Here is a 23,231-nt window from a genome sequence, read left to right as displayed (position 1 = left end):
AAAAATTCTAGGTACTCTAAAAAATTATGTTTCTTTTAGAATACCTATTTTACTAATTAAAATCTATTATTTGCTATCGAAATGAATTAATAGTGATGTTTGTAAATTTATTATATTCAAAACTTTTCAATTATAGAAATGGTGCCAGAGATTTTTGACAAAAGCTTTTACAAAATTAACTATTGTAAAGTTTTATAGATTATCATCATCGGTAAATAAAGATAGAACAGAGCTCCAGATTGCAAGAGCATCATCACACATAGACTTTGCTATTGCATCAACTTCTGCAATAATGTGCGCATCTGGGTTAAATTCTTGATCTTCATGGACTGCTGGGGCAGGTTTTTCTACTTCTTCTGAATTGCCTTCTTTATCAGCAATAAGCCAATCAGAATCTGAGATTGAATTTTTTGTTTCAATTTCAGATGCATGGCACAAATTAGGTAAAAAAAATAACATGCAGCAAGCAATAACGTATAAAAATTTCATACCAATTTACCTTCCATACAGTGTGATTATTTTAATTTTAAAATTATATTTTTGTAATAGTACCGATTATGCTAAAATTGTACAATCATAACAACAAATATTTTTATCATGGAGCATTTTTTGATCAGTCATGCAATTGTTTTAAAAAACTGGTTTCCCAAGAAAAATAAAGTTACGATTTTGCACGAGCAGTTTGGAAAAATAAATTTATTTATTACGGAAAAACATGAAGCATCAAAACTTTGTAATGGATCATTAATTTTTTGTGATATAAAAAAGAAAGAATCATCCTATCAGTGCGATTTTCTTGATGTTTATTTTATTCCATTTAATCCTGATACCTATGACCTTTATTTTGTGCATGACATTTTAAAAATATGTTTAAATTTTGCACCATGGCAAATTATGATGCAAGATATTTTCACTTTAATTCTTGAGATTTATCAAAATTTAGAATCAGTTACTAGTGAGCAAAAAAAAATACATCTATTAAAGCTCTTTTTGTATTTAGGAATATTTCCTGAAGACAGATTACTGTATCAAATTGTTGTGCAAGGTTATCGAGTTGATATTGATAATATTGATCAAATTCTTTATAAAGCACTTCATTATTGCTGGTCGAGTGATCAAATATAAAAACGTAGGCCAGAACAATCTCTATAAAATTTAATTCGCACAAGCTCATGTATAAAGCGTCTGTTAAAATTTAAAATATTAAGGTCGCAACTTATGGTAAATATATGTATTATTTACCATAATAATTCTTGTATTATAGTAGCAAGATACGCTATGACAATAAATACCATGCATCGCATGAAGCATCATAGTATGCTCGTTATAGTTGTTGTTCATTATACATAAAAAAATTGAAGAGTAGTGAGTAAGGATTGTTATGAAAAAATATATGCATAAAGCATTATTCTGTTTGTTGATGAGTTCTGTTTCTGGATTTGCACTTCATTTGCAACCTGTTGGTTTTGATGCTTTAAAAGATTCAGTTATGCCAAATACTGGCCTAAAGTTTTTTATTGGTGAAGATGCAGCCCAAAAACAAAATATGCTTGAAACGTTAAAAGTTGAATATAAAGCATTACTTGAAAAATCAAAGTTACAATCAGATGCAATCGAAAAGCAGATGATTTTGGTAAAAAAAGAGATAGATAATTTAAAGACAACTCCTGCCAATGGGAATAATGAATATTTATCAAAAAAACTTAATTTATTAAATAATAAATATCAACTTCTTCCTGATGTTCGTGAAACTCGTCAGCAAATAGCTGAATATATGAAACAGCACATTGAATATCTTGATAAATATTTTCAATCTCTTGATGAGCCAAATGATGAGATAGAAGAAAAATCTTTATATGCATTTTCTGATTTACAGATTTTAACTCATAAAATTATGCTTGAGCAAGAAGCTTTATCTCGTTTACAAATTAAAAAAGAAAATGAAGAATCGGTTGTTGCTCGTTCTGAAAATTTTATTACAACAAAAGATAAAGAAATAAAAGCTATTAATGATTACATAGAATCATTAAAAAAATCAAATCATGCTGATGTCAAAAATCAGGTAGCATTATACAATCTTGAAAAAGAAGTGCTGATGCAAGAACGTGAATTAGATGCTTTACGTGTTGAAGAGCATGTCAGAAGCGTTGAATTTATAACATCCCAGATGTTTGTTACTGCGCAGAAAAAAATTAAACTAGAAGCAAGTTTAGTGCAAGTTCGACGTCGCATGAAAGTTGATAAACAGGATGTGTTATTTTATCAGCAAAAAAATAATGAAATAAAGTCAGAAGTTCAAGCAAGTAAAATTAATTTAATGAAAGATCGAACTGATCTAGCAAATCAAAAATCTTACATGCAAGAAGAGCTTGAAAAATTAAGTGATCGTTATAAAATTTCATTATCCAACATTCGTCAAGTAGAAGATTGGGATGTTTCATTTGATACAATTCAAGAAGACTTCCAAGCAATTTCTGTTTCATTAGCATATTTAAATGTAGCTTTTATTGATCAAAAAATTGAAAAAATTCGTATTGAATTGTTGATGCAAGATGCAAAAATATTTCATGCGCAAGCATTAGAAGATGCAGTCCAGTCTTTGTATGCAATTACTCAATCTAAATTTCATGATAATGATCATTTAGAAACCTTACGTAATCATTATAAAGATACGAAAAATTCTATACAAAATATGATTAAATCATATCAAGATCGCACAGGCGAATTGCATATGTTAATAAAATCTCAGCATAAAAAATTACAAAATATAAAAAAATATCAAGAACGATTAAAGTCGTATCCATCAAATGATATTGCTGAAAATCAAAGAAAGTATAATGAAAGTATAACTTTACTAACAAAATCATTAAAAGCTGTTGAGCGCCAGGCAGATGTCTATCTTAAATTAAGTGAGCAGTATGCATCGTTAATTGAGTTGAAAGAAGAATCGCTGATCCTGACGAATTTTATGCTACAAGAGCTTGATTTAATTGGCGTTTGGCATCGATCAAACCGTGCAGTTACGCTCAATGGGATTAAAGAAATTATTCCAAATCTCATTACCTTTGTTCATAATATTTACGGAATGGTGCAAGATTATATCATTCATTTCAATTTCTTTGATGATGCTTATAATTTTATTACAACCTCTACATCACAGTTTTTTACCTATATATTACTTGGTATCTTTCTCTATATTATTTATTTGTGTCTTTTAATTATGCTTCCTGCTTTATATAATTCATTTATGCAGATCAGTCCAGACATGCATAACATTTTTTTATTGAGTAGAATGTTCGCTGTTCTGTGTGGATTTATACAAGAATATTTAGGGTTGATTTATATATGGATTTTACTCTTTATGTCATTGAGTATTTGTCATTACTCGATCGTCTTTGTTTTGATGTTTTATGCATTTTCTATTGTCCTTTTAACCTATTTATCACGATCATTTTTGGTTTATCTATTAGATTTTAATAAATCTATTGGATATTTACTTTTGGGCGAATCGTTTCAAAATCGATTTCGATGGATATTTTCATTTTTTTCAATTTCGACTATTACAATTTTATTTTTTAGAAAAATGTTCATGCTCGTCATGATGTATCAGCAGTCAGAGTTTCCTATTATTTTGCTTCGGTTATACCATGTCGTGATTTTTATTTCAGTTGTTTTTTCAATCGAAAAAGATGAACTGTTAAATTTAATTCCAAAAACAAATATATATTTTGAAGAGTTTTCAAAATTAGTTGATAGATACTATTATATTTTATCACTATTTTGCATTGTTATGTTGATTTTAAGTGACCCATATCTTGGAGGTTACGGTCATTTAATGTGGTACATGATTTTAAATATCACCATGACTCTTATTTTACTTGCAACCATGTATTTGATTCACAATGCAATTAAAACAATATCGTCACTGATATTTTTTAAAGATACTGGTGAATTTGTCAAAAAAGAACGATTTGATTACGCTAAAACATGGTATGCAATATTTGTTGTTATTTTATTCTTTTTATTTATAGCGTTAACAATTCTTTTAATCGCTCAAATTTGGGGTTACCCAATAGCCTTAGATCAAATAGATAAATTTTTAAATTATCATATTTATTATGGTTCTGCAGGCTCTAAATTAGAATTTATTCGAGTTGCAGGTTGTATTCGATTATTATTTTCTCCAATAATTGGTGCTTTTTTAGCATTTTTATTTAGACGGTATGTGCTACAAAGAGTATTTGACATTCAGTATGTAGATCCTGGTGTGCAAGATACGGTTATGACAATCTCTCGTTATGTTATTATGAGCGCAACTATTTTTATTATGCTTGAATTAGAGGGCTTAGGCTTTTTAGTAGGCTATATTTTAGGGATCGGGTTAGTAACTTTTGGTTGGACGTTTAAAGATCTATTTGCCGACGTTGTAGCTTACTTTTTTATATTAGTGCAACGACAAGTTAAAGTAGGTGATTTTATTAAAATTGATGACCATGTTTTGGGTGTTGTAAAAAAAATCGGACCACGTGCTGTAATTTTACGCAGAAAAAATTCAGTAACAATTGTAGTTCCTAACTCACAAATCTTAAAATCACCTATTTATAATTGGAATTATACTCGCGGGTATATTGCTTTTGATGATATTGTTTTTTCTGTGCCGTTTGATAGCGATCCAGAGCAAGTTAAGAATATTTTACACCAAGTGCTTGATGAAAATCATGATGTATTAAAAGTACCTGAACCACTAATTCGTTTAGATGATTTTAACGATAAGGGATATACCTTTATGGTGCGAGGCTATATTAGTTCTACAAATACTCTTAATCAATGGAAAATTGCAAGTGATATTCGTCTAGCGATTGTCATACACTTAAAAGCACATGGAATTTCTGTTGCTCAGCCTGTTATGCAAATTACGATGAAATAGTATTATTTTGAGATAAAAAAGGCGCTCTTGATTGTTCATAATCAAGAGCGCCTTTTTTATAAATTGATAAAGTTTATTTTTTCTTATGAAGATACGTTGTTATTTTTTTATAACTGTTGCTGACGTTAATCCCCCAAAAGAGAAGAGCAAGACCAGTGAGCAACATAATTGAGTTTAAGATACTTTGCAGTATTTGTAATTTTCCAAGGGTACCTAAAATTAAAATCAGTCCTAAAATAGAAGCAAGCATTCCTTTAGATTCATTACTCATATTTTTTATTGAATTTTGAAACATATAACTTTCCTTTTTTATAGTAACATTAATTATTTAGGCTGTGTAAAGCAAACTTAAAAATTAAAATACAAGCCTGCGATATCGCTACGCTTATCTTTGCAAGCATAGCAGCGACTGCAACTTTACGCTTTTTTAGTTTAAAAAATAGTGCATCAGGCACACTGGCAAGCAAATTCGCGGAGTTTTCACAGAAAAGGGAGGGGAAAACTCTCTTGTAAAAATTTGATTCACTCAATCTAGGTAATTTATTATTTGTCTTGATGATATAATATATTTTTTAGCACATAATATAAAAAATATATGGTCCAAATTGATACGAGTAGTAATCCTAAAACAGATGCAAACCACAGCGTTGTATATTGTATAATAGGGACACTTGTTTCTGCAAATCTATGTAATTCTGTCATGTGCAAAAGCCCTGCATACGAAAGACCTATTACTAAATATTTATAGAGTAAAAGTCTAAAACTTTTAAATATACTTTTAATAAGAGCAGCCTCGCCTATTTTGCTATGGTCTTTATAAGCATAATAACTATCAAAAATGAGCATGCATATAATAAAAGCAAAAAGATATACAGCTTTTTTATCATGCATATCTTTGATGGCAAACAAGTAAAATTTCAAGATTTTATTTGTTATGACAATCCATACAATAAACGTAACAATGCATGCCATAATACTTAAGGCAAGAATTTTATGTTTTTTTGTAAAGCTTTTATAATCTTTGAGAAAAAATTTAAGAGCAAGCCCAACAATAATAATCGTTGTCGTAAAGAAGGTAGCATTGCTTATATTATCAATGATAATGCTCAGCCTTGTAGCATCAGGAACGTAATAAATTTGCAGCACTTTACATAAAAGGTTTACTAACCCTATAAAAGTGGTCAAATGAAAAAAATCTGATAATTGTTGGTACGTTAATCGATTATGAAACATATATATTCCTTTTTCTATATTTCTAACAATACTAAAAAATAAAATATAAAATCAATGATTAATTGAATACATTTTGTAGAAAAAATTATATTAAAAATTAAGAATGTAATTTAAAAAATGATTCACCTTTTTAATATAAAAATTAGATATGTTACTATTATGCTGTGTGAACCAAATTTACATGTTGATAAAAACCTACGATATAGCTTCGCTCCTCTCCGAAAATAGGAGTGGCGGTGGCCACTTTACGCTTTTTTAGTTTAAAAAATAGTGCATGAGGTTAACTGGTCAGCAAATTCCCGGAGTTTTCGTAGAAAATGTAGGATAAATCTTTAGAGTTAAAATTTGGTTGAAACAACCTCGTTATATAAAACACCTATTTAAATGTTTCAGTGAAGGTTAAAAATATATGAAGATTTATCAATGCTTTATAATATTGCTATTAATTAGATTTTTTGGTTATCCATGTGACCAAGTGCAAGCAGGAGCTTTTAATAAAGTAGCATTCTCGGCATGCGCATATTTAGGAGTAATAGGTACGTTGCAGTTAACCGATAATATGAAAACAGATGTTTATACAGTTTCTCATTCTGTTACAAATTATCATAAAAATACAAGTAAAAAAACATCTCCAGTTGCAGAGCAACGATTTTTTAATCCATTATTACAGAATGATATAAATTGTTCTATTATTCGTGTGCAAACAGCAAAATTAATAGATAAAGGAATTTTTTTTGATAATAGAAAAAAGCGAATAGATAAAGTTTTTGAAAAAGCACAGTCGATTACACCTTGTCTTATTATGTCAGATACCATGAATGATGGAGCTACTTTGGAGTCTGAACAAATTCTATTGCAAAATTACTTTTTACAAAAAATTCAGCATTTACAAGAATCAGGACATATAATTTTCCTGGATGAACGACTTGTTGATGCGTTTAACGTAAGTAATGATGACAAAAATCAAATGTATTTATTAAAAAATGAAGCTGATTTGAGTGATGATGATACTAAAAAATATCTTGAAAATGTTTTTCAGCATATAAAATTTGCAGATCATATAGATGCTTCTATGGTATATAATTTAATGCTTGAATTTTATAGTGAGCAACCTTTTTCATTAGTCAATTATATAGATTTTATACACAATGCTCAGCATATTGCATTGAAAGATAATTCAGATTCTATAGATTTAAAACATCTGTATCAGGCATTGGCTCACAAAAAAAATGATTTTCAATGGATTTTAAACTTAAAAAAATTAGTATATAGAGACAATGAATTAACTATGTATCATGAGGCTGGGCATACATTACTTGCAATGAAAAAAGATACAGGAAGATCAGTTTCATATGTTACAGTTCTACCAAGAATTTTTTATAATGGAATGGTTTCTATGCAAGAACATTACAAAGATATAACTCAAAATGATCTTCAATTAGAGCATGATATTATGATGTATTTAGCGGGAGGAGTTAGTGAGCAAGTATTTGGATTTCCTACACAAATAATATTTGATGATATGGATGCTGGATTTTTAGATTTATTAGAGCGAAATGGAGCTTTTAGTGATTTAGAGCAAGCTCGCACAGCAGCAAGGCTTTTAATTAAGGATCAAGATGAACTTGATGAAAATGTAATACATCAACAAATTGAACTTATATTAAAAGATTGTTATATAAAAACGTTCATTTATATTTCAGAGAACAAGTCAGATATTATCTGTATTGTCGATTTATTGCGCAAAAAAGGAATCATATCATCTATAGAATTACAACATCTACTTAACAATAAACAATCAAATTAACATACAGTGATGTAATGGGGTGTTTAGGTAACTTGTAAAAGTCTACATAAACACCTTTTTTTATAAAAAGCCAGATAACGGCCATGAAATTGAAAAATTTAAATGATCATCAAGAAGCGGCTGGTGATGAATTAAAAAACGTACAGATTGTACGGGCACTTTATTTTCATACAGTGTTTTAAGTAAACCTTGTACAATCATTAGCTTTATATAGGTTGCATCTTGTTTATTAAAAGGTTCTTTGCTGAGTGATATAAAAAGTTCTTTTGCAGGTGATATAATTGCTGATACGACTTGGATATCTTTATCGATAATTTTTTCGTCTTCCAGGAGCATAAACCAACTATTTAAAATAGTTTTTACATTGTATGATGCATCTGATGACCAGATAATTGTGATATCTTCTTTAGACCATTGATGATGTTTAAAGAAAAATAATGAAATCGTGCGGTGCTCGAGATGTTCATCAGTATCTTCAGGCTGGTAAACAGCTGTCTGATATGGAGGTACTATAATGATCCATTCTTTTTGATATGCATAGAGAATAACTCCAGCAATACATGAAACTATAACAAGGCAAGCAGTTGTAAAATATTTCATTGTATGATTCTTTCTATCGCTTGAACTAATGGCTCAATAACATGGCGCCAATCTTGTTTGTTTTTTAATCCAATTTCAACTGCAATTGCTGGCGCTTGAACTCCAACAAGTGGCTGAAATGGAATGCCAAAAAACCCAAGAGGCTGAAAGTATTTTTGTGACTGTTTGTTTTGTAAAACATCCAGCATCGCAATACCCCATTTTTTTGTTGTTGCAAGATGCATGAGATGTGCTTGATTTGTTTGATAAAAACAAAGTTGGAGTGGTTTGTACCAATAGTCGTTTATTGGGTTTTCAAGATAGTGGTACAGTGTAATATAGGCAGGGGTGTTTTGTTCTTCATAAAAATATATACTCATATAAAAATCGACTTGTAACCTATTAGCAAATGATGCATTTTGTAATGGTTGTATTGTCTCTCCAGGAACTCGTGTTAAAATCACACGAATGTTACTATTTCTTTGCATAATCACTTTTTTAAGTTCTTCTGCGCATTGTAATGATATGCCACGTTCAAGTGTATCTTGAATTAATCGGCCAGTATGTTTTGCATCTCCAGCAGGGTCTATCATAATCGTAAATAGATTTTGTTTACTTACCAGTATAGGTGACTGCATTGCTATGACCGCAAGGCATACATACTGTATTATTTTTTTTATCGACATGCTATATCTTCAGTTAAAAAACGATTTAAAAAGCTGAGACGTTCAATTGTTTTATTATTTTTAACTGCCATAGCGACAGCTTTTGGTTGCCCAATAAAGAAACATAATTTCTTAGCACGTGTTATTGCAGTATAAATAAGATTGCGTTGTAAGAGTGTAAAATGTTGCATGAAAATTGGTATAATAACTGCTTCGTATTCTGAACCTTGGCTTTTGTGAATTGTTAAAGCATACGCAAGTGATAGTTCATTAAGTTCATCAAAAGAATATACCGCATTGGTGTAATCAAAAGAAATTGAAACTATTTTTTCTTCTGGATCAATTGTATCAATAACGCCAACATCGCCATTAAAAACTTTCTTATCATAATTATTTTTTATCTGCATGACTCTATCATGAAGTTTAAATGTTGTTCCAGCATAGGTTAACGATGCTTTTTGTTCAGGATTTAATAGCAGTTGCAAGTCATGATTAAGTTGCTGCGTTCCAACTGCACCTTTATGCATAGGTGATAAAATAATTGCTTGAGAGCTGTTAATATGATGGCGAGGAAGCTTTTCAAGTAATATTGTTTTGATGTGGCCCATAACATTTTCTGGATTATCTTCTTTAATAAAATAAAAATCTTTTTTGCAATCAGGTAAATCAGTTGAAGGCATTTCCCCTTGATTGATTTTATATGCATTGGTGATAATCATGCTGTTTTGAGCTTGGCGGAAAATTTGTGAGAGCGTTGTTGTTGGAGCTTTCTTGCTTGCAATTAAATCATGTAAAAAGTTTCCTGGCCCAACTGATGGTAATTGATGAATGTCACCAATAAAAATAATATGTGCAGGCAGTGGAGTTGCTTTAATAATTGCTAGAGCTAAAAAAATATCGATCATCGACGCTTCATCAATAATTAAAAAATCAACTTCAAGCGCATTTTGATCATTATGCTTAAACTGCATATTTGCAGGGTCAACTTCTAAAAGACGATGAATAGTCGTCGCAGGTCTGCCAGTTCCTTCCATCATTTTTTTTGCTGCACGGCCTGTCGGAGCTGCCAATTTATAGCGCATGTTCTCTTGTTCAAGTAACGTTAAAAGCGCTTTTATTACGGTTGTTTTACCTGTTCCAGGCCCACCAGTAATTACTGATATTTTATGTTGAAAAGTTCCAAGTACCCCAAGTTGTTGTTGTTCATTGAGTTGAATATGTTGATGTTCTTGTAATTTTTTATACAACGTGTTCATGTTGAAAGTATGAGGAGATGGATATTCAACAATTGCTTGAATCTTGGTTGCAAGACTTTTCTCTGAAAAATAAAAAGCAGTTGTTGTTAAAAAATGTTCATTATTATAGGTAATTAATTTAATTTTTTCTTCATCATGGAGTTGATGCAGTGCGTGTTTCATCTGAGCTGCATGGAGATCAGCATGTAAATCTAAAAGATGAAACGTGCTATTTTTCAGTGTAGAAAGCTCTTGATACAAGTGGCCTTGTTTTGTAGCTTCATGAAGATTAAAAAGAATTCCAGCTTTAACTCGTTTAACTGATGATAATTCAAAACCAAGATTTTGCGCTATCATATCTGCTGTTTTAAAACCAATGCCCCAAATATCATAAATGAGGCGGTATGGGTCTTCAGTTAAAAGAGGAATTGAGTTATTTTTGTATTTTTTATAAATTTTTGTTGCGTAGGTTGTCGTAACACCTTTGTCTTGCAAGAAGATCATAATCTCTGCAATATATTTTTGATCTGACCATGATTGAGTAATCTGTTCAACTCGCTTACTACCAATTCCTGGAATTTCAGAAAGTCTATGAGGCATCGAATCAATAATCATTAAAGTTTTTTCTTTAAAGTGATTAACGATTTTATCTGCATAGCTCTTTCCAATACCTTTAATCAGGCCAGAGCCCAGATATTTTTTAAGACCTGCAATGTTGTTGGGAAGTTTTGAATAGTAACTAGTAGATTGAAACTGTTTGCCAAATTTTTGATTATAAACCCATGCACCTTTAACGTACAGTTCTTGGCCTTCGTGAATATTAACAAAGTTGCCGGTAACAGTCACCGGCAACTTTTCTTTTGTTTTTAAAATTAAGATAGCAAAACCTGTTTCAGCGTTTTGATATACGAAACGGTCTATCAGACCAAATATTTCATCTTCAGTCATAAATTATTGGTAAATGTTATGTAATGCATTTGGACAACTATGAGCTAAATCATCTAAAAAATTTACAAGATCATGACAAAAAATAGCAAGATGTTTTACGCTTGTAATATCACGACGGAAAATATCTTTTTCGCTTTCATCGCTGGTAAAATGACACCATCTTAAAAGGTAGCAATCAGGATTGTTTCGCAATGTGCATGATTCTTCGATTAAAGCTATCATTAAAGACTTTATATTTTTTATGTTAACTATAAATTTTTCTACGATCTCTAAAAAATCAGCTTGAGCAGAAACTAATATAGTTCGTAAAATATTTTTTTGATCAATAATAGCTTGTGATTGAGTTGGATTTTTATGTAAAGCTGATTCAATTTTTACAATATCTTTAATTGAGTAATATTGGTTATTATAAAAATATTTTAAAAATTCTTTATGAGCTTTGCCTAAATTGTTAGCTTCTATATATTCAATAACTTTATTTGCAGCATCTTTTAACGATAAAGTGTCTAATTGACCGCTATTAACAATAGTGCATTCTCTATATTCACCAAGGTATGCTTCTTTTAATGAATTTGCTTTGTCAGCAAGATTTGTTGTCGTTGTAGAGTCACTTTCTTTTGCTGGAGGTGCAACTACAATTTTTATAGGAAGTTTATGAAACTTAGCAAAATCAAAGTCTTTACTATTGTGTGCTGGGATGCCGATGCGTGTTTTACTATGGCGACTATCAAAACATTCAATTGCATAATCAGAGATATAGACAGGCAAAAGTTCTTTACTTACAGGATTGATGACATGAGAACCTGTAAAAACACCTTCAAGTGTTGAATTCATTTGTCGTTCATATAAAGATTTATTTTTTACGGTTGCTAGATAGTTATCGACTAATTTTTTTTGATCAGAAGTAATAAAAGATGGGAGTGATTCATGGTCTGGTGAAATTGTAACAAAAGTTGCACCAAAAATAATTTCAGGACGACGTAAATAAACATCTAAGCTGATTTTTTTGTTTTCATGCATTGCAAATTTAATAACTGAACCGTTCCATTCTTTTTTACCATGAATAAGAGCTATAATATCTGATCGAGTCAGTAAAATATCAACAATATAAGCATTAAATCTACCAGAGTTGTCAGCAATACGAAGCATAGGGCTATTTAATTTTATTTCTGTATGAGTGTAACTCGAGTGTAAAAAAAGAAGGCAAGCAAGAATAGAAACTTTTTTCATGTTTTTATTTCCTAAATATTTTTTTAAAATTTACAGTCTAAGCTGATGCAAATAGTGTAATCATTTCCAATGCCAGAATTCCATACAGTTATATCAGTATATGCTGATAATGACCAGGAATTGTTTTGACAATCAAAGTTATAATTAAATTTACCAAAGACTTTTCCTTGAGCTGCACTTGATGCAGGAACAACAGAAATATCGTAGTTTCTAGGAGCAATTGGAGCAGTGATTTGTTCTTTTGCCTGGTACCAAAAATTACTTCCAAATTGAACGCCCCAATAATCATGGCTTACAACAAACTGATTGGTGCTATTAACAATAAGGCCAGGCCATACAAGTGTGTTATATACAAATGGAAAGAACATATCTTGAATTTTTTGATTCGCAAAAAGCACAAGGGCATTTGCATCAGAATCATCAAAACTAGTGTTATAGTTATTTGCAAGTGTATTAAATTGATTTTCAAAATCAGTATTTGATTGTACAGCTTTATAGAAGCGTTGTTCATGAGCGCGTAATGGGATTTCAAATGAATAATCTCCACAAAATTTCCAGTTTTGAGCAAAGTACCAGTCAGTATTACAACTAAAAGCTGTTACAACGTGACCATTGTTTCCAAGAAGAGGGTATAAAATATTTGAGTTAAGCTTGTTAATTGCACCCATAAAAAAGTTCGTAATGTCATCTTGATTTTTTCCTGTTAATGGAACTGATCCATCAGGATTGATTGTTCGCAAATCTAAATAAGCACGGTTATTATTTTGCTCAAGCCATGTGCCAATAACTCCTTTTTGAATAGCAGTTGCAACAGGAAGGATGATGAATCCACCAATGTTGACATCAAAATGAGGCGATTGTTGGACTTGGTACATTGCTTTAATTTTAAAATCACCAATACCCAGCTGATCAACAAAGAAATTTTCGTAATAAAATTGAGATTCTGAAATATTGTTTTCAGTTTCAAATGATGAAGCAAGTGGGCTATTCATTAAAAGATCTTTTTCTGCTGGAGTCAGATAAAAAGCGCGTGCTACATATTGAACTGGTAACTGAAGGTTTATATTCCATTTATCACGAGAAAAATGAGTTTGTAATAGACCACCAGCACGAATTTCAACAACTTTACCTGGTGATAAAAGAGCAAATGTTTCTCCAAAATCAAGTGCATTTTCTATCATGAATTGTTCAGTGATGTTGTCTAATATATCCAGAATATCTTGATTTTCTGTATTTAAATAACTGCTCAGAAATTGTGATGATTGTGTAAAGTTTTTAGGCCATGCAATGTTAGCATATAAATCAAGTGAGGCTATATTTTTACCTTGCGCATCAAATCCATAGGTTAATGCAAAAGGATAATCTAAAATTGTTCGAGTTCGTATTGGATTCGTTCGTTGGTATAATGATTGGTTTAAAATAATCTCATTACCAGAAAGTTGTAAAGCAAGAAGAGCATTTGCCCAATCGTTAGTATTGCTTGTAATTGAGCGTTTTTGTACGGGAGGAATATATTTAAGCAGGTCATCTTTGCTGATATTAAGATCGCTGCTGCTTCCAAAATCATCAAAATCAAAGTCATCATCGTCGTTAAAATAAAAACTGTTAGTATCTACATTTGCTGTAAGATATATAGAAGGGCTGTAAAATATGAAGCCAATAGCCAATATAACTGATATTTTTTTCATAATTTTTTTTATAATCTTTCGTAAGAATTGCTTAAAAAAGTTCATTGAGTCAATATTCAAGCTTCAAGTATACTCTATAATTTGATATTACTCAAAACAGCTGAATTTATATGATAACCAAGCCATTATATTGAATTGAAATTAAATTTGAAATTTTGATTTTTTTTATTTCTATAAGTAGTATAATAAATAAAAAATTAGAAGAATAAAGCTTATAAAATTATTATATTTTGTAAGATACATAAACCTTGGGCACTTTATGGTAAGAGAATCAAAAGCAATTATCGTCGAAGGCAATATTGGAGCAGGTAAATCAACGTTTTTACGTTTGATTAATGATTTACTAGATGTTCAAGTTGTCTATGAGCCACATGAGCAATGGCAAAATGTTGGCGGTGAAAATTTATTAGATTCTTTTTATAAAGATAGTAATCGCTGGGCTTATACATTTCAATCATATGCATTTATCACGCGCATTATGGCGCAAGAGCAAGCTGATAAAACAACAACAACGCCATTACAAATTTTAGAACGATCTGTTTATTCAGATCGATACTGTTTTGCAAAGAATGCATTTGAGATGGGAACTATGACTTCACTTGAATGGAAGTTATATAAAGATTGGTGGGCATGGTTTGTAACGCATTATACAAAAAAACCTTCAGGTTTCATCTATTTACAAACGCCACCAGAAGTTTGTTATAAACGACTTTTAAAACGAGCTCGATCAGAAGAGTCTGCAGTACCCTTAAATTATTTAAGTTCACTGCACGATAAACATGAAAATTGGCTTATTCATAAGCAAGGCGTTGATGATTATATTGCAAACGTGCCAGTATTAATTCTGGATTGTACGCAAGATTTTGAAGATAATCCTGAGCTTTGTAAAAAATATGCACAACAGATTGTTGATTTCTTTGCTTTTGACTGTAATCTTGATCTACCAATACATAAAGATTTATCATTGACTTTGTAAGTTATAACCTAAGTAACATAGAGGAACATTATGGACGCTAATTATAATACTTATGCTCAAGCAGCAGCATTCCTTGGAGCAGCCATTGTAATGGGTGTGGGCAGTTTTGGACCAGCACTTGGTCAAGGCATGATTGGAAAAGCTGCATGTGATGCAGTAGGAAAAAATCCAGAAAGCTATACAAAAGTTCGTATGATGCTTATTATTGCGATGTCGATGGTTGAAACATCAGCTATTTACGCATTAATTATTGCAATTCTTTTATGGAGTGCTGGTACTTCATTTGGAGCATAAACGTAGCTAAGTTCGCTTAAGATTTAAAGGATTCTTGTTCTATGGATATTAATATCATGCTTTTTTTTCAAATAGGGCAATTTGGTATTGCATACTTTTTTTTATATAGATATTTATTTGCTCCTGCTTATAAAATATTAGATGAACAAGAGCTGTTTGAAAAAAAACTGTATAAAGATTTAGAGCAAGAGCAAGGCGTAAAAGTTTCTTTAGAAAAAACGTATCGTCAACGGCAGCTTATGATGAAAGAGTCGTTGATGAATATGGTTCCTGCAGATGCAGTAGAGACTCATTTACATAAACTTAAGGGTCAATCAATATTGTATCATGTCGATCACATTGAAATATCAAAAAACAATAGAGAGCAAACTGAAACTTTTTTAGTTGAAAATTTATCACAGGTACGTAAATGATCTTTTTAAATTTTATATTTCAAGTTCTTAATTTTTTTGTTCTTATTACCGTATTTTATTATGCAATTCAGCGTTTAATTATACCTGCAGTTGTAAAAATGATAGAGCTATATGATATTTTTATTCAATCACTTAAGCATGATCGTCAAGAAGTTATAGCTGATTACCAGGTAATTTTAAAAGAAATTGATACGCAAGAACAGCAATTTGAGCTGATGCAAGACAAATTTTTGGCATGGGAAAAAAAATGCCAACAAGATCGATCTCAACGATTAGCTGAACAAAAAAAGATTGAACAATCATTACAAGACCGTTTTATAATACGATCACAAGTGATTATGAATGAACTTGCAATCAAAGAACAGTTACCGTATATTTTAGCTCAAGTAACTGAGCAGTTACAGCTAAAGTATCAGGCAGCTGAGTTTCAAAAAAAATATACCCAAGATTTAATTGATGGTATGAAAGAGCAATTATGATTGGTTTTTCTCGGTCAGATATTGCTAAAAAATATGCTCAGGCCTATTTAAATGTTTGTGGCAAACAACATACCTACGAAGAATTTTGTAGTATGTGGAGAGCTGCTCAATTTTTATCAGAGCATCAAAGTCTCCTTTCTTATTTATCATTATCAATTATTGATGAAGTTGATAAAAAAAGATTTATTGATCTTTTTTTTGAAAAATTTCATCTATTTCCTTCATTAAAAGAGCTTTTTTATCTTCTGTTAAAAAATAAACATATTAATTTAGCAGCAGACACATTACGTGATATTTATGCATTGTATAAAATGCAACATAACATAGTTGATTTGAAAGTTATTTCAGCAGATGATTTATCAGAAAACCAAATTGAAGAAATTAAATATTTTTTCACGCAGCTTTCTGGTCAGCATGTGCATGTTCGGCATCATGTTAATCCAGCACTTATTGCGGGAATTAGGCTTCAAACAGAAAATTATTTATGGGAATATTCGATTGCGCAACAGTTACGAAAACTTAAACAAGAATTAATTGCTTGAAAGGCAGTATGAAATCTAAAGATATAAATTTAATTTCTTTGTTTGAAAAAACTCTTCAACAAGGGCCTCAACACAATCTTGAAGAAATTGGTATTGTTGTGCAAGTTGGTGATGGTATTTGTACTATTTTTGGCTTAACAAATGCTGTGTACGGAGAACTCATAAAATTTGAAGGCGGCAACGAAGGTATTGTTTTAAATTTAAATGAAGATTTTGTTATCGTCTTTTTATTTAAAACAAGTATTGCTGTTGTTGAGCAAGAAGTTGCAACTCGTGCAGGACATGTTGTAAGTATTCCTGCAGGAAATCAAATGCTTGGACGTGTTGTTAACGCATTAGGAGAGCCAATTGATGCTCTTGGCGATATTACACCAGATGCATATATGCCCGTAGAAGCACAAATTCCATCAATTATTGATCGAACTCCTATTACAGAATCGATGCCAACTGGAATTATGGTTATTGATGCATTGTTTCCTATAGGAAAAGGGCAACGAGAACTTATTATTGGTAATAGAAGTACTGGTAAAACAGCCGTTGCAATTGATGCTATTTTAAATCAAAAAGGTAAAGATGTTATTTGTGTATATGTTTCTATTGGCCAACGTCAAGGAAACATTGCTCGTTTAGTACGTTTACTTGAAGAACAAGGTGCGCTTGAATATACCGTTGTTGTTAACGCAGATTCAAGTGAAGCGGTATTAAATCAATATCTTGTTCCTTATTCAGGAACAGCTATTGGTGAATATTTTATGCAACAAGGTAAAGATGTTTTAATTATTTATGATGATTTAAGTAATCATGCTATTGCATATCGTGAAATGTCATTGTTAATGCGTCGAGCTCCAGGTCGTGAAGCGTATCCTGGTGACGTATTCTATTTACATTCTCGTTTGTTAGAACGATCTGGTAGATTGTTAAGTGGTGGTTCTATGACTGCATTGCCAATCATTCAGATTCAAAGTGATGATATCACTGCTTACATTCCAACAAACTTAATTTCGATTACTGATGGGCAAATTTTCTTAGACACACAACTTTTTAACAGTGGAATTCGTCCTGCGGTTAACGTAGAATTATCAGTTTCTCGTGTTGGTGGAGCAGCGCAAACAAAAGCTGTTAAAAAAATGACGAGTCAATTACGTTTAGAACTTGCGCAGTATCATGAACTCTTGAGTTTTGCTCAGTTTGGAACTGAGTTAGATGAAGTTTCTCAGATGTATTTAAAGCAGGGTGCTTTAGCGGTTGAAATTTTAAAGCAAGGTCAATTTGTTCATTATTCATTTATTGATGAATCATTAATCTTGTTTTTATTAAAAGAAGGCTTTTTGAAAAGAATTGCATTAAAAGATGTTCAACTTTTCATTCGTCAATTTGTAAGTTATGTAGAATCTGTTTATGAAACTATTTATACACAGATAAGAACAACAAAAGATATTTCAGCAGAAAATATAGCGATGCTCAAAGATGTTGCAAAAGAGTTTAGTAGCATTTTTATTTCGGATGATAAATTTTCTATCTAGAAATTTTATAGTGCATGTATTTTAATGAAGCTGTAGGATAATGGTATGGAAACATAGCATTGTTCTACAGCTTTTCTTTTGCCGCAACTGTTTGCCAAGATGAGCAAAGCGATATCGTAGGTTTTTGTACACATGTAAATTTGGTTCACCCAGCTTAGCTAAAATACTTTTTTGACTCCATTTATAAAGATAAAAAATAATTGCATGCATAGGAAATGTATATGAGATTAAAATTGTTGTGTATAGCGAAAATAATAGTTATAGCAATGCATTGGCAATTACTTATTTGTGCAGAACAGTATGATCCAAATATTACCATGGTAGATATTGGTTCATCAAGATTGCATTATAGGCCTATTGGGGAAAAATTTAAAGGAAAAGGACCTACTGTTATTTTTGAACATGGTCTTCACTGCGAGAGTTCATATTGGAATATTATTCAAAAAAAATTAATTGAGCATGAAATATATAGCTGTAGCTATGACAGAGCTGGGTTAGGTTTTAGTTCAAGAAGCTTAGCGCCAAGGACTGCTGCAAACATTGTCAAAGATTTGCATTTATTATTAAAAACAGCTAACATTCCAGGTCCATATATTCTTGTAGGTCATTCTTTTGGAGGGCTTTGTACGCAGTTATATTGCGCAACGTATCCAGAGCAAGTTGTGGGCATGGTTTTAATTGAATCTGTTCATGAAGACATGTTAATCGATATGCCAAAAAAAATGATAGAATCATGGGAATGGCAAAGGTATAAATTATCCTTAGTACGTTATATTCCCGTTCAGATACTAGCAAAGATTGGACAAGAAACAGAAAGAAATAAATTAAAAAATGAAATAAGTTATCCAATAGATTTTATTGATGAGCGACTTCATAATATTTTTAGGCAATCATATTTTTTAACATTATATAATGAGATTGAAAATGTATATGAAAGTTTAAATCAAGTAAAAAATAGCTGTCGTTTCTTTGGAAATATTCCTCTTATAGTAATTATTGCGGACAATTTTGAAGATGTCAGTGCATATGGATGTGGCAACTTGCATGACTTTGATAAAGCAACGCAAAATTTATTTATTGATACTTGTAAAAAACATAAAGAACAGCAGTTGAGCCGATCATCTTGTTCTTTTAAAGAATTATGGACCCCATCTGGCTGTTCTCATCGTGTGCCATTAGAAAATCCTGATGTTATCGTATCGAGCGTTAAATATGTTTGGGATTATGCATTATTAATGAGTGCCGCATCAAATAATTAAGATTTTATAATTCGATAGAATTATTACCCAGGTCAGAAAAACTTGGGTCTTTCAAGCCACTTGATACATGGCCGTTTTCATTTTTTAAAGCCCTGGACTAACGTCAAGGGCTATTACTTTAAATTTTGGTTATGTAGTTTTTATTACGAAAGGATTACTTGTTCAATAATCAAGTAATCCTTTCGTGGTAATTTTTTAAGTGCATGGTTGATCATCAGGACACGATTGAACTGGTGTTATAGTTCCACTTGTCGTAATTATACCACTATTGACGATCTCAACGTTGCATGGTGCCAAGTTAAACTCTCCATCACCAGGATTTGATAAGGTATACCCATTATCACTTGAGTTGCCTTTCATTTGTAAGTCAACAAATGGAGTAGACAGTGTAGAACCTACATATAATCCACTTGTATTATTACTTGATAAATTATTGTTGGTCAAGAACATAGATAAATTTGTGTATTGTTCAATATCTATACCACCAGTAGCATTTGATCCTATATTTTGATTGTTGTTGACCATATTATTTTCAATATTCAAGCTTACATTTTCAATACCAGTTGAAGAATAGAGTAAGATTCCAGATCCTCTATTATCACTGATATTATTACCTGTTATTATTGCATTCAACTCAGTGCCTGAGTGAGCAAAAGTAATTCCACATCCAGAACCTGTATGTTGTGTAATTTGGTTGTCAGATATGGTGATATTTCCTGTCGTTACCGTTGTTCCGATTACAGCAATTCCATTATCGCTATTATTTGAAATAATATTGTCGGTTGCTGTTAGCATTAATGTAGTACAGTTGTTTGCAAAGCTTAAACCTCCACCATTATTCGTACATGTATTACTTGTTATGGTTGCCTGAAAATCATTAAATCCACCGCTGGTATGGCAATAAAGTGCAGATCCTTGATTATCCGATAAAATATTATCTGTCAGTGATATATGGCAGTTTCCTGTAGTTGAACTTAAAGGATTTATAACAATAGCTGATCCTAATTGAGCTGCTGACCCTGCATTATTATTTGTTATTGTATTACCACGTATTGTTAATGTAGCTAAACTTGTATCATTAAGCACAAGCTGTACAGCACCAATTTCATTATTACTGATATTATTATTGGTAATAGTTGCATTTAAAGAACTTGTATCAGCAGCTAGAGCTATAGGAAATGAACTTATAGAAGTGGTTGAACTCATCGTATTGTCAGATATTACTAGATTTGAAGGGCCACCAAAATCAAATATGCTACCGTTGGTGTTATCTGTCATGGTGTTGTTTGTTACGCTTATATGAGCTTGTCCTGGAGATGTGCTGTTTATGCAATAGAGACCAGTGCCTTGAAACGTACAATGATCAACTGTAAGATTTTCAACATTGCTACCCAAGATAGCATTGTTATAAGCATTTATAATAGTAAAACCACTCACGTTGTTCACAGAACTCAAAGTGATCGCATCACCAAGCGTATCAATATCGATATTAGTTATGGTAGGAGCTGTTGTACTTTGAGCAGGGATCGTAAAGGTTCCCTGCGTTGTTTGTAGCGTGTGGTTTATGCCAGAACCCCAAAATTTCTGATTTTCTTGTAAGGTAATACCTGCATCCATACCTTTTGTTGTTCCATCGCCAGGATACACATAGATGATATCACCAGGTTGAGAATTATTTTGTGCTTGTCGTAGTGAATGGTAAGGGCTTTCGTAGGTGCCAAGTGAGTTACTCATGTTGTCGACAAAAACAAAAGTAAAAGGTACACCAGTTGCAGGGTTAATAGCAACGGTATCTACGGGTGTTTGTCCTATTACAATAATTTCTTGTCGCTGTATAGGTTGTGTCATTCTTGATAATAAAAGATCATCAGAGTCGCAAGATCTATAATCATCAACAAGTGGTTGATCTGCACATTTGCCAAAAGGAATAGTAAAACCAATACCGACTTGGAATCGATTTAAGAACATTTTATCGTATGAGTTGCTGATTTCTAAGGTTACATATTTATTAAATCTGACCATAAGAGAAGCTTTTCCACCCCAGATATGAGGTCCTATTTTGCCTGCATAAAAATAAGTACCTGCACATGCATAAAAATCACATACCTTATTGCGCCCAAAGTGCAGACCAAAGTTGGCATTAGCACCTTTCATCGCAAATTGATAGCTTTGAGAAAGCATCATGTTATTACCAGAAAATCCACTCAATTGAAATTCTCCAACAGGGCTAATTTCTCGTTCAGTTGGCAGGTAAGCATTGACTCTAAAATCCCAGCGTTTTCCAAGTGATTCAACACCAAACGCCATTTGGCTATAATTTTTGTTTTCATTATTTCGGTAATCATAGTAAGCATGAAATCCAAATACTCTGCATTTTGAAATTTTTCTAAGCCCAACCCCGATGTTTGCAGCAACATCTCCGTTATCAAAGCCATGACCTCGTACATCTAAAAATGGCATTAAGGTGACTGGGTTTGGTACTGGAGCAATAAATGCTTCTAGACTTGTATAACCATTATCATAACCTATACCACCCGATTCGATGTGTCGGACCGACATGCGGGAATGTTCTTTTTCACCAGACCAAAAATTAGAAAGATAAGCAGGCGATTTTTCAGCAAATAGTATTGATGAGCAGCAAAGTAAAAATACAGCAAAAGCATTTAGGAAGAAAGGGATCATATATATTCTCATTTTAAATATAGTTTTTAAAGCAATGGCGCAATTATAGCTTGAGATGATTGGATCTTCAAGTTGTTTTAAAAGTGTATGGTACAATCGGATTATATTTATAAAAATCTTACAAATATTCTATGAGAGCTGTTATTATGTACACTAAAAGTATCTATTTGTATAAATCAAAGGATTAAGCATGGTGTATTTAATTGGTTTGGGTGCGGTTTCATTTGTTTTATTAGTTTGGGTTGTTACAAGTTTTAATCGATTAACTTCTAGCAAATCATTAGCTGAAGAAGCATGGAGTGGGATTGATGTACAACTTAAGCGTCGTTATGATTTGATTTCAAATTTAGTAGCAGTTGTTAAAGAGTATACAATACATGAAAAAAATATTATTAATGATATTGTTACGGCTCGGGCAGCTTGTATGGGTGCAATGAAAATTGATCAAAAAGAAAAAGCTGAGGGAGCTCTTACAGCTTCTCTTACAAAATTATTTGCGTTAGCTGAACAGTATCCAAATCTTAAAGCAAATGAAAATTTTTTGGCATTGCAAAAAGATGTAAGTAGCGTTGAAGATGAATTACAATTAGCTCGTCGTTATTACAATGGAGCAGTTCGCAATTATAGTATTGCAAGAGTTCAGTTTCCTTCAAATATAATTGCAGGTATTTTTAAATTTGAGCCTCTTTCTTACTTTGAAGTTATGCAAACAGAAGAGCGTAACTCTCCTCATATAAAATTTTAGTAAGGA

At 31.6% G+C, this 23,231-nt stretch carries 21 protein-coding genes; 12 read left to right on the top strand and 9 right to left on the bottom strand.

Annotated elements, in window-relative coordinates; all coding sequences use genetic code 11:
- Positions 1-192: 192 nt before the first annotated feature.
- The gene (locus C0J27_RS02450) at positions 193-489 is read right to left on the bottom strand and encodes a hypothetical protein (protein WP_115585610.1); all 297 of its coding nucleotides are present in this window, start codon (positions 487-489) and stop codon (positions 193-195) included.
- Between the two features lie 108 nt (positions 490-597).
- On the opposite strand from C0J27_RS02450, the gene C0J27_RS02445 reads away from it, so the two are divergent.
- From C0J27_RS02445 to C0J27_RS02440, 3 genes are all read left to right on the top strand, one after another.
- A complete protein-coding gene (locus C0J27_RS02445; RefSeq protein ID WP_115585609.1) occupies positions 598-1,125 on the top strand; it encodes a hypothetical protein in 528 nt (175 codons plus the stop codon).
- Between the two features lie 93 nt (positions 1,126-1,218).
- Positions 1,219-1,350: a hypothetical protein gene (locus tag C0J27_RS05765; RefSeq protein ID WP_286206274.1), complete on the top strand. Its 132-nt coding sequence runs from the start codon at positions 1,219-1,221 to the stop codon at positions 1,348-1,350.
- 31 nt (positions 1,351-1,381) lie between these two features.
- Positions 1,382-4,927, top strand: a complete 3,546-nt coding sequence (locus C0J27_RS02440; RefSeq protein WP_115585608.1) for a mechanosensitive ion channel domain-containing protein — start codon at positions 1,382-1,384, stop codon at positions 4,925-4,927.
- A gap of 73 nt (positions 4,928-5,000) precedes the next feature.
- Here the strand turns inward: C0J27_RS02440 and C0J27_RS02435 are convergent, their stop codons facing one another.
- A complete protein-coding gene (locus C0J27_RS02435) occupies positions 5,001-5,222 on the bottom strand; it encodes a hypothetical protein (RefSeq protein WP_115585607.1) in 222 nt (73 codons plus the stop codon).
- Positions 5,223-5,470: 248 nt separating this feature from the next.
- Entirely contained in the window at positions 5,471-6,160 is a 690-nt protein-coding gene (locus C0J27_RS02430; protein ID WP_115585606.1) for a hypothetical protein, read from the bottom strand.
- A gap of 409 nt (positions 6,161-6,569) precedes the next feature.
- Between C0J27_RS02430 and C0J27_RS02425 the strand changes: the two genes are divergently transcribed.
- On the top strand, positions 6,570-7,967 hold the full coding sequence (locus C0J27_RS02425; protein WP_115585605.1) for an FtsH/Yme1/Tma family ATP-dependent metallopeptidase: 1,398 nt from the start codon (positions 6,570-6,572) through the stop codon (positions 7,965-7,967).
- Positions 7,968-8,027: 60 nt separating this feature from the next.
- Here the strand turns inward: C0J27_RS02425 and C0J27_RS02420 are convergent, their stop codons facing one another.
- The 5 genes from C0J27_RS02420 to C0J27_RS02400 are packed head-to-tail and all read right to left on the bottom strand — an operon-like array spanning position 8,028 to position 14,312.
- Positions 8,028-8,567, bottom strand: coding sequence for a hypothetical protein (locus C0J27_RS02420; RefSeq protein ID WP_115585604.1), 540 nt, complete (start codon positions 8,565-8,567; stop codon positions 8,028-8,030).
- Positions 8,564-9,232 (bottom strand): N-acetylmuramoyl-L-alanine amidase, encoded by a 669-nt coding sequence (locus C0J27_RS02415; RefSeq protein WP_115585603.1) that lies wholly within the window; start codon positions 9,230-9,232, stop codon positions 8,564-8,566. The genes C0J27_RS02420 and C0J27_RS02415 overlap by 4 nt, the downstream gene beginning before the upstream one ends.
- On the bottom strand, positions 9,223-11,394 hold the full coding sequence (recD2, locus tag C0J27_RS02410) for an SF1B family DNA helicase RecD2 (protein ID WP_115585602.1): 2,172 nt from the start codon (positions 11,392-11,394) through the stop codon (positions 9,223-9,225). The genes C0J27_RS02415 and recD2 overlap by 10 nt, the downstream gene beginning before the upstream one ends.
- Positions 11,395-11,397: 3 nt before the next feature.
- Positions 11,398-12,624, bottom strand: a complete 1,227-nt coding sequence (locus tag C0J27_RS02405; RefSeq protein ID WP_115585601.1) for a class I tRNA ligase family protein — start codon at positions 12,622-12,624, stop codon at positions 11,398-11,400.
- A gap of 23 nt (positions 12,625-12,647) precedes the next feature.
- The gene (locus C0J27_RS02400) at positions 12,648-14,312 is read right to left on the bottom strand and encodes a hypothetical protein (RefSeq protein WP_115585600.1); all 1,665 of its coding nucleotides are present in this window, start codon (positions 14,310-14,312) and stop codon (positions 12,648-12,650) included.
- Between the two features lie 259 nt (positions 14,313-14,571).
- On the opposite strand from C0J27_RS02400, the gene C0J27_RS02395 reads away from it, so the two are divergent.
- The 7 genes from C0J27_RS02395 to C0J27_RS02365 all read left to right on the top strand — a co-directional run bounded on the left by C0J27_RS02395 (position 14,572) and on the right by C0J27_RS02365 (position 19,798).
- Positions 14,572-15,288 (top strand): deoxynucleoside kinase, encoded by a 717-nt coding sequence (locus C0J27_RS02395; protein WP_115585599.1) that lies wholly within the window; start codon positions 14,572-14,574, stop codon positions 15,286-15,288.
- Between the two features lie 30 nt (positions 15,289-15,318).
- Positions 15,319-15,582, top strand: a complete 264-nt coding sequence (locus C0J27_RS02390) for an ATP synthase F0 subunit C (RefSeq protein WP_115585598.1) — start codon at positions 15,319-15,321, stop codon at positions 15,580-15,582.
- A gap of 41 nt (positions 15,583-15,623) precedes the next feature.
- Positions 15,624-15,995: a hypothetical protein gene (locus tag C0J27_RS02385; protein ID WP_115585597.1), complete on the top strand. Its 372-nt coding sequence runs from the start codon at positions 15,624-15,626 to the stop codon at positions 15,993-15,995.
- Positions 15,992-16,474, top strand: coding sequence for a hypothetical protein (locus C0J27_RS02380; protein WP_115585596.1), 483 nt, complete (start codon positions 15,992-15,994; stop codon positions 16,472-16,474). The genes C0J27_RS02385 and C0J27_RS02380 overlap by 4 nt, the downstream gene beginning before the upstream one ends.
- Positions 16,471-17,016: an ATP synthase F1 subunit delta gene (gene atpH, locus C0J27_RS02375; RefSeq protein WP_115585595.1), complete on the top strand. Its 546-nt coding sequence runs from the start codon at positions 16,471-16,473 to the stop codon at positions 17,014-17,016. The genes C0J27_RS02380 and atpH overlap by 4 nt, the downstream gene beginning before the upstream one ends.
- Positions 17,017-17,024: 8 nt before the next feature.
- Positions 17,025-18,539, top strand: a complete 1,515-nt coding sequence (gene atpA, locus C0J27_RS02370) for a F0F1 ATP synthase subunit alpha (protein ID WP_115586206.1) — start codon at positions 17,025-17,027, stop codon at positions 18,537-18,539.
- Positions 18,540-18,760: 221 nt separating this feature from the next.
- Positions 18,761-19,798 (top strand): alpha/beta fold hydrolase, encoded by a 1,038-nt coding sequence (locus C0J27_RS02365; protein ID WP_162801738.1) that lies wholly within the window; start codon positions 18,761-18,763, stop codon positions 19,796-19,798.
- A gap of 195 nt (positions 19,799-19,993) precedes the next feature.
- Here C0J27_RS02365 and C0J27_RS02360 read toward each other — a convergent pair whose 3' ends face one another.
- The gene (locus C0J27_RS02360) at positions 19,994-22,480 is read right to left on the bottom strand and encodes a right-handed parallel beta-helix repeat-containing protein (protein WP_252120584.1); all 2,487 of its coding nucleotides are present in this window, start codon (positions 22,478-22,480) and stop codon (positions 19,994-19,996) included.
- 190 nt (positions 22,481-22,670) lie between these two features.
- Here C0J27_RS02360 and C0J27_RS02355 point away from each other — a divergent pair, with 190 nt between their 5' ends.
- Complete coding sequence (locus C0J27_RS02355; protein ID WP_115585592.1) at positions 22,671-23,225, top strand: LemA family protein; 555 nt, start codon at positions 22,671-22,673, stop codon at positions 23,223-23,225.
- Positions 23,226-23,231: the final 6 nt, after the last annotated feature.

The organism is Candidatus Chromulinivorax destructor (genome assembly GCF_003366055.1).
Taxonomy (GTDB): Bacteria; Babelota; Babeliae; order Babelales; family Chromulinivoraceae; genus Chromulinivorax; species Chromulinivorax destructor.
This window is presented reverse-complemented; position numbering and strand designations above follow the sequence as displayed.

Bases quoted from the DNA above. Each gene is read 5' to 3' on its own strand.
- C0J27_RS02450 (WP_115585610.1), bottom strand. From the start codon at position 489: ATGAAATTTTTATACGTTATTGCTTGCTGCATGTTATTTTTTTTACCT.
- C0J27_RS02445 (WP_115585609.1), top strand. From the start codon at position 598: ATGGAGCATTTTTTGATCAGTCATGCAATTGTTTTAAAAAACTGGTTT.
- C0J27_RS05765 (WP_286206274.1), top strand. From the start codon at position 1,219: ATGGTAAATATATGTATTATTTACCATAATAATTCTTGTATTATAGTA.
- C0J27_RS02440 (WP_115585608.1), top strand. From the start codon at position 1,382: ATGAAAAAATATATGCATAAAGCATTATTCTGTTTGTTGATGAGTTCT.
- C0J27_RS02435 (WP_115585607.1), bottom strand. From the start codon at position 5,222: ATGTTTCAAAATTCAATAAAAAATATGAGTAATGAATCTAAAGGAATG.
- C0J27_RS02430 (WP_115585606.1), bottom strand. From the start codon at position 6,160: ATGTTTCATAATCGATTAACGTACCAACAATTATCAGATTTTTTTCAT.
- C0J27_RS02425 (WP_115585605.1), top strand. From the start codon at position 6,570: ATGAAGATTTATCAATGCTTTATAATATTGCTATTAATTAGATTTTTT.
- C0J27_RS02420 (WP_115585604.1), bottom strand. From the start codon at position 8,567: ATGAAATATTTTACAACTGCTTGCCTTGTTATAGTTTCATGTATTGCT.
- C0J27_RS02415 (WP_115585603.1), bottom strand. From the start codon at position 9,232: ATGTCGATAAAAAAAATAATACAGTATGTATGCCTTGCGGTCATAGCA.
- recD2 (WP_115585602.1), bottom strand. From the start codon at position 11,394: ATGACTGAAGATGAAATATTTGGTCTGATAGACCGTTTCGTATATCAA.
- C0J27_RS02405 (WP_115585601.1), bottom strand. From the start codon at position 12,624: ATGAAAAAAGTTTCTATTCTTGCTTGCCTTCTTTTTTTACACTCGAGT.
- C0J27_RS02400 (WP_115585600.1), bottom strand. From the start codon at position 14,312: ATGAAAAAAATATCAGTTATATTGGCTATTGGCTTCATATTTTACAGC.
- C0J27_RS02395 (WP_115585599.1), top strand. From the start codon at position 14,572: ATGGTAAGAGAATCAAAAGCAATTATCGTCGAAGGCAATATTGGAGCA.
- C0J27_RS02390 (WP_115585598.1), top strand. From the start codon at position 15,319: ATGGACGCTAATTATAATACTTATGCTCAAGCAGCAGCATTCCTTGGA.
- C0J27_RS02385 (WP_115585597.1), top strand. From the start codon at position 15,624: ATGGATATTAATATCATGCTTTTTTTTCAAATAGGGCAATTTGGTATT.
- C0J27_RS02380 (WP_115585596.1), top strand. From the start codon at position 15,992: ATGATCTTTTTAAATTTTATATTTCAAGTTCTTAATTTTTTTGTTCTT.
- atpH (WP_115585595.1), top strand. From the start codon at position 16,471: ATGATTGGTTTTTCTCGGTCAGATATTGCTAAAAAATATGCTCAGGCC.
- atpA (WP_115586206.1), top strand. From the start codon at position 17,025: ATGAAATCTAAAGATATAAATTTAATTTCTTTGTTTGAAAAAACTCTT.
- C0J27_RS02365 (WP_162801738.1), top strand. From the start codon at position 18,761: ATGAGATTAAAATTGTTGTGTATAGCGAAAATAATAGTTATAGCAATG.
- C0J27_RS02360 (WP_252120584.1), bottom strand. From the start codon at position 22,480: ATGATCCCTTTCTTCCTAAATGCTTTTGCTGTATTTTTACTTTGCTGC.
- C0J27_RS02355 (WP_115585592.1), top strand. From the start codon at position 22,671: ATGGTGTATTTAATTGGTTTGGGTGCGGTTTCATTTGTTTTATTAGTT.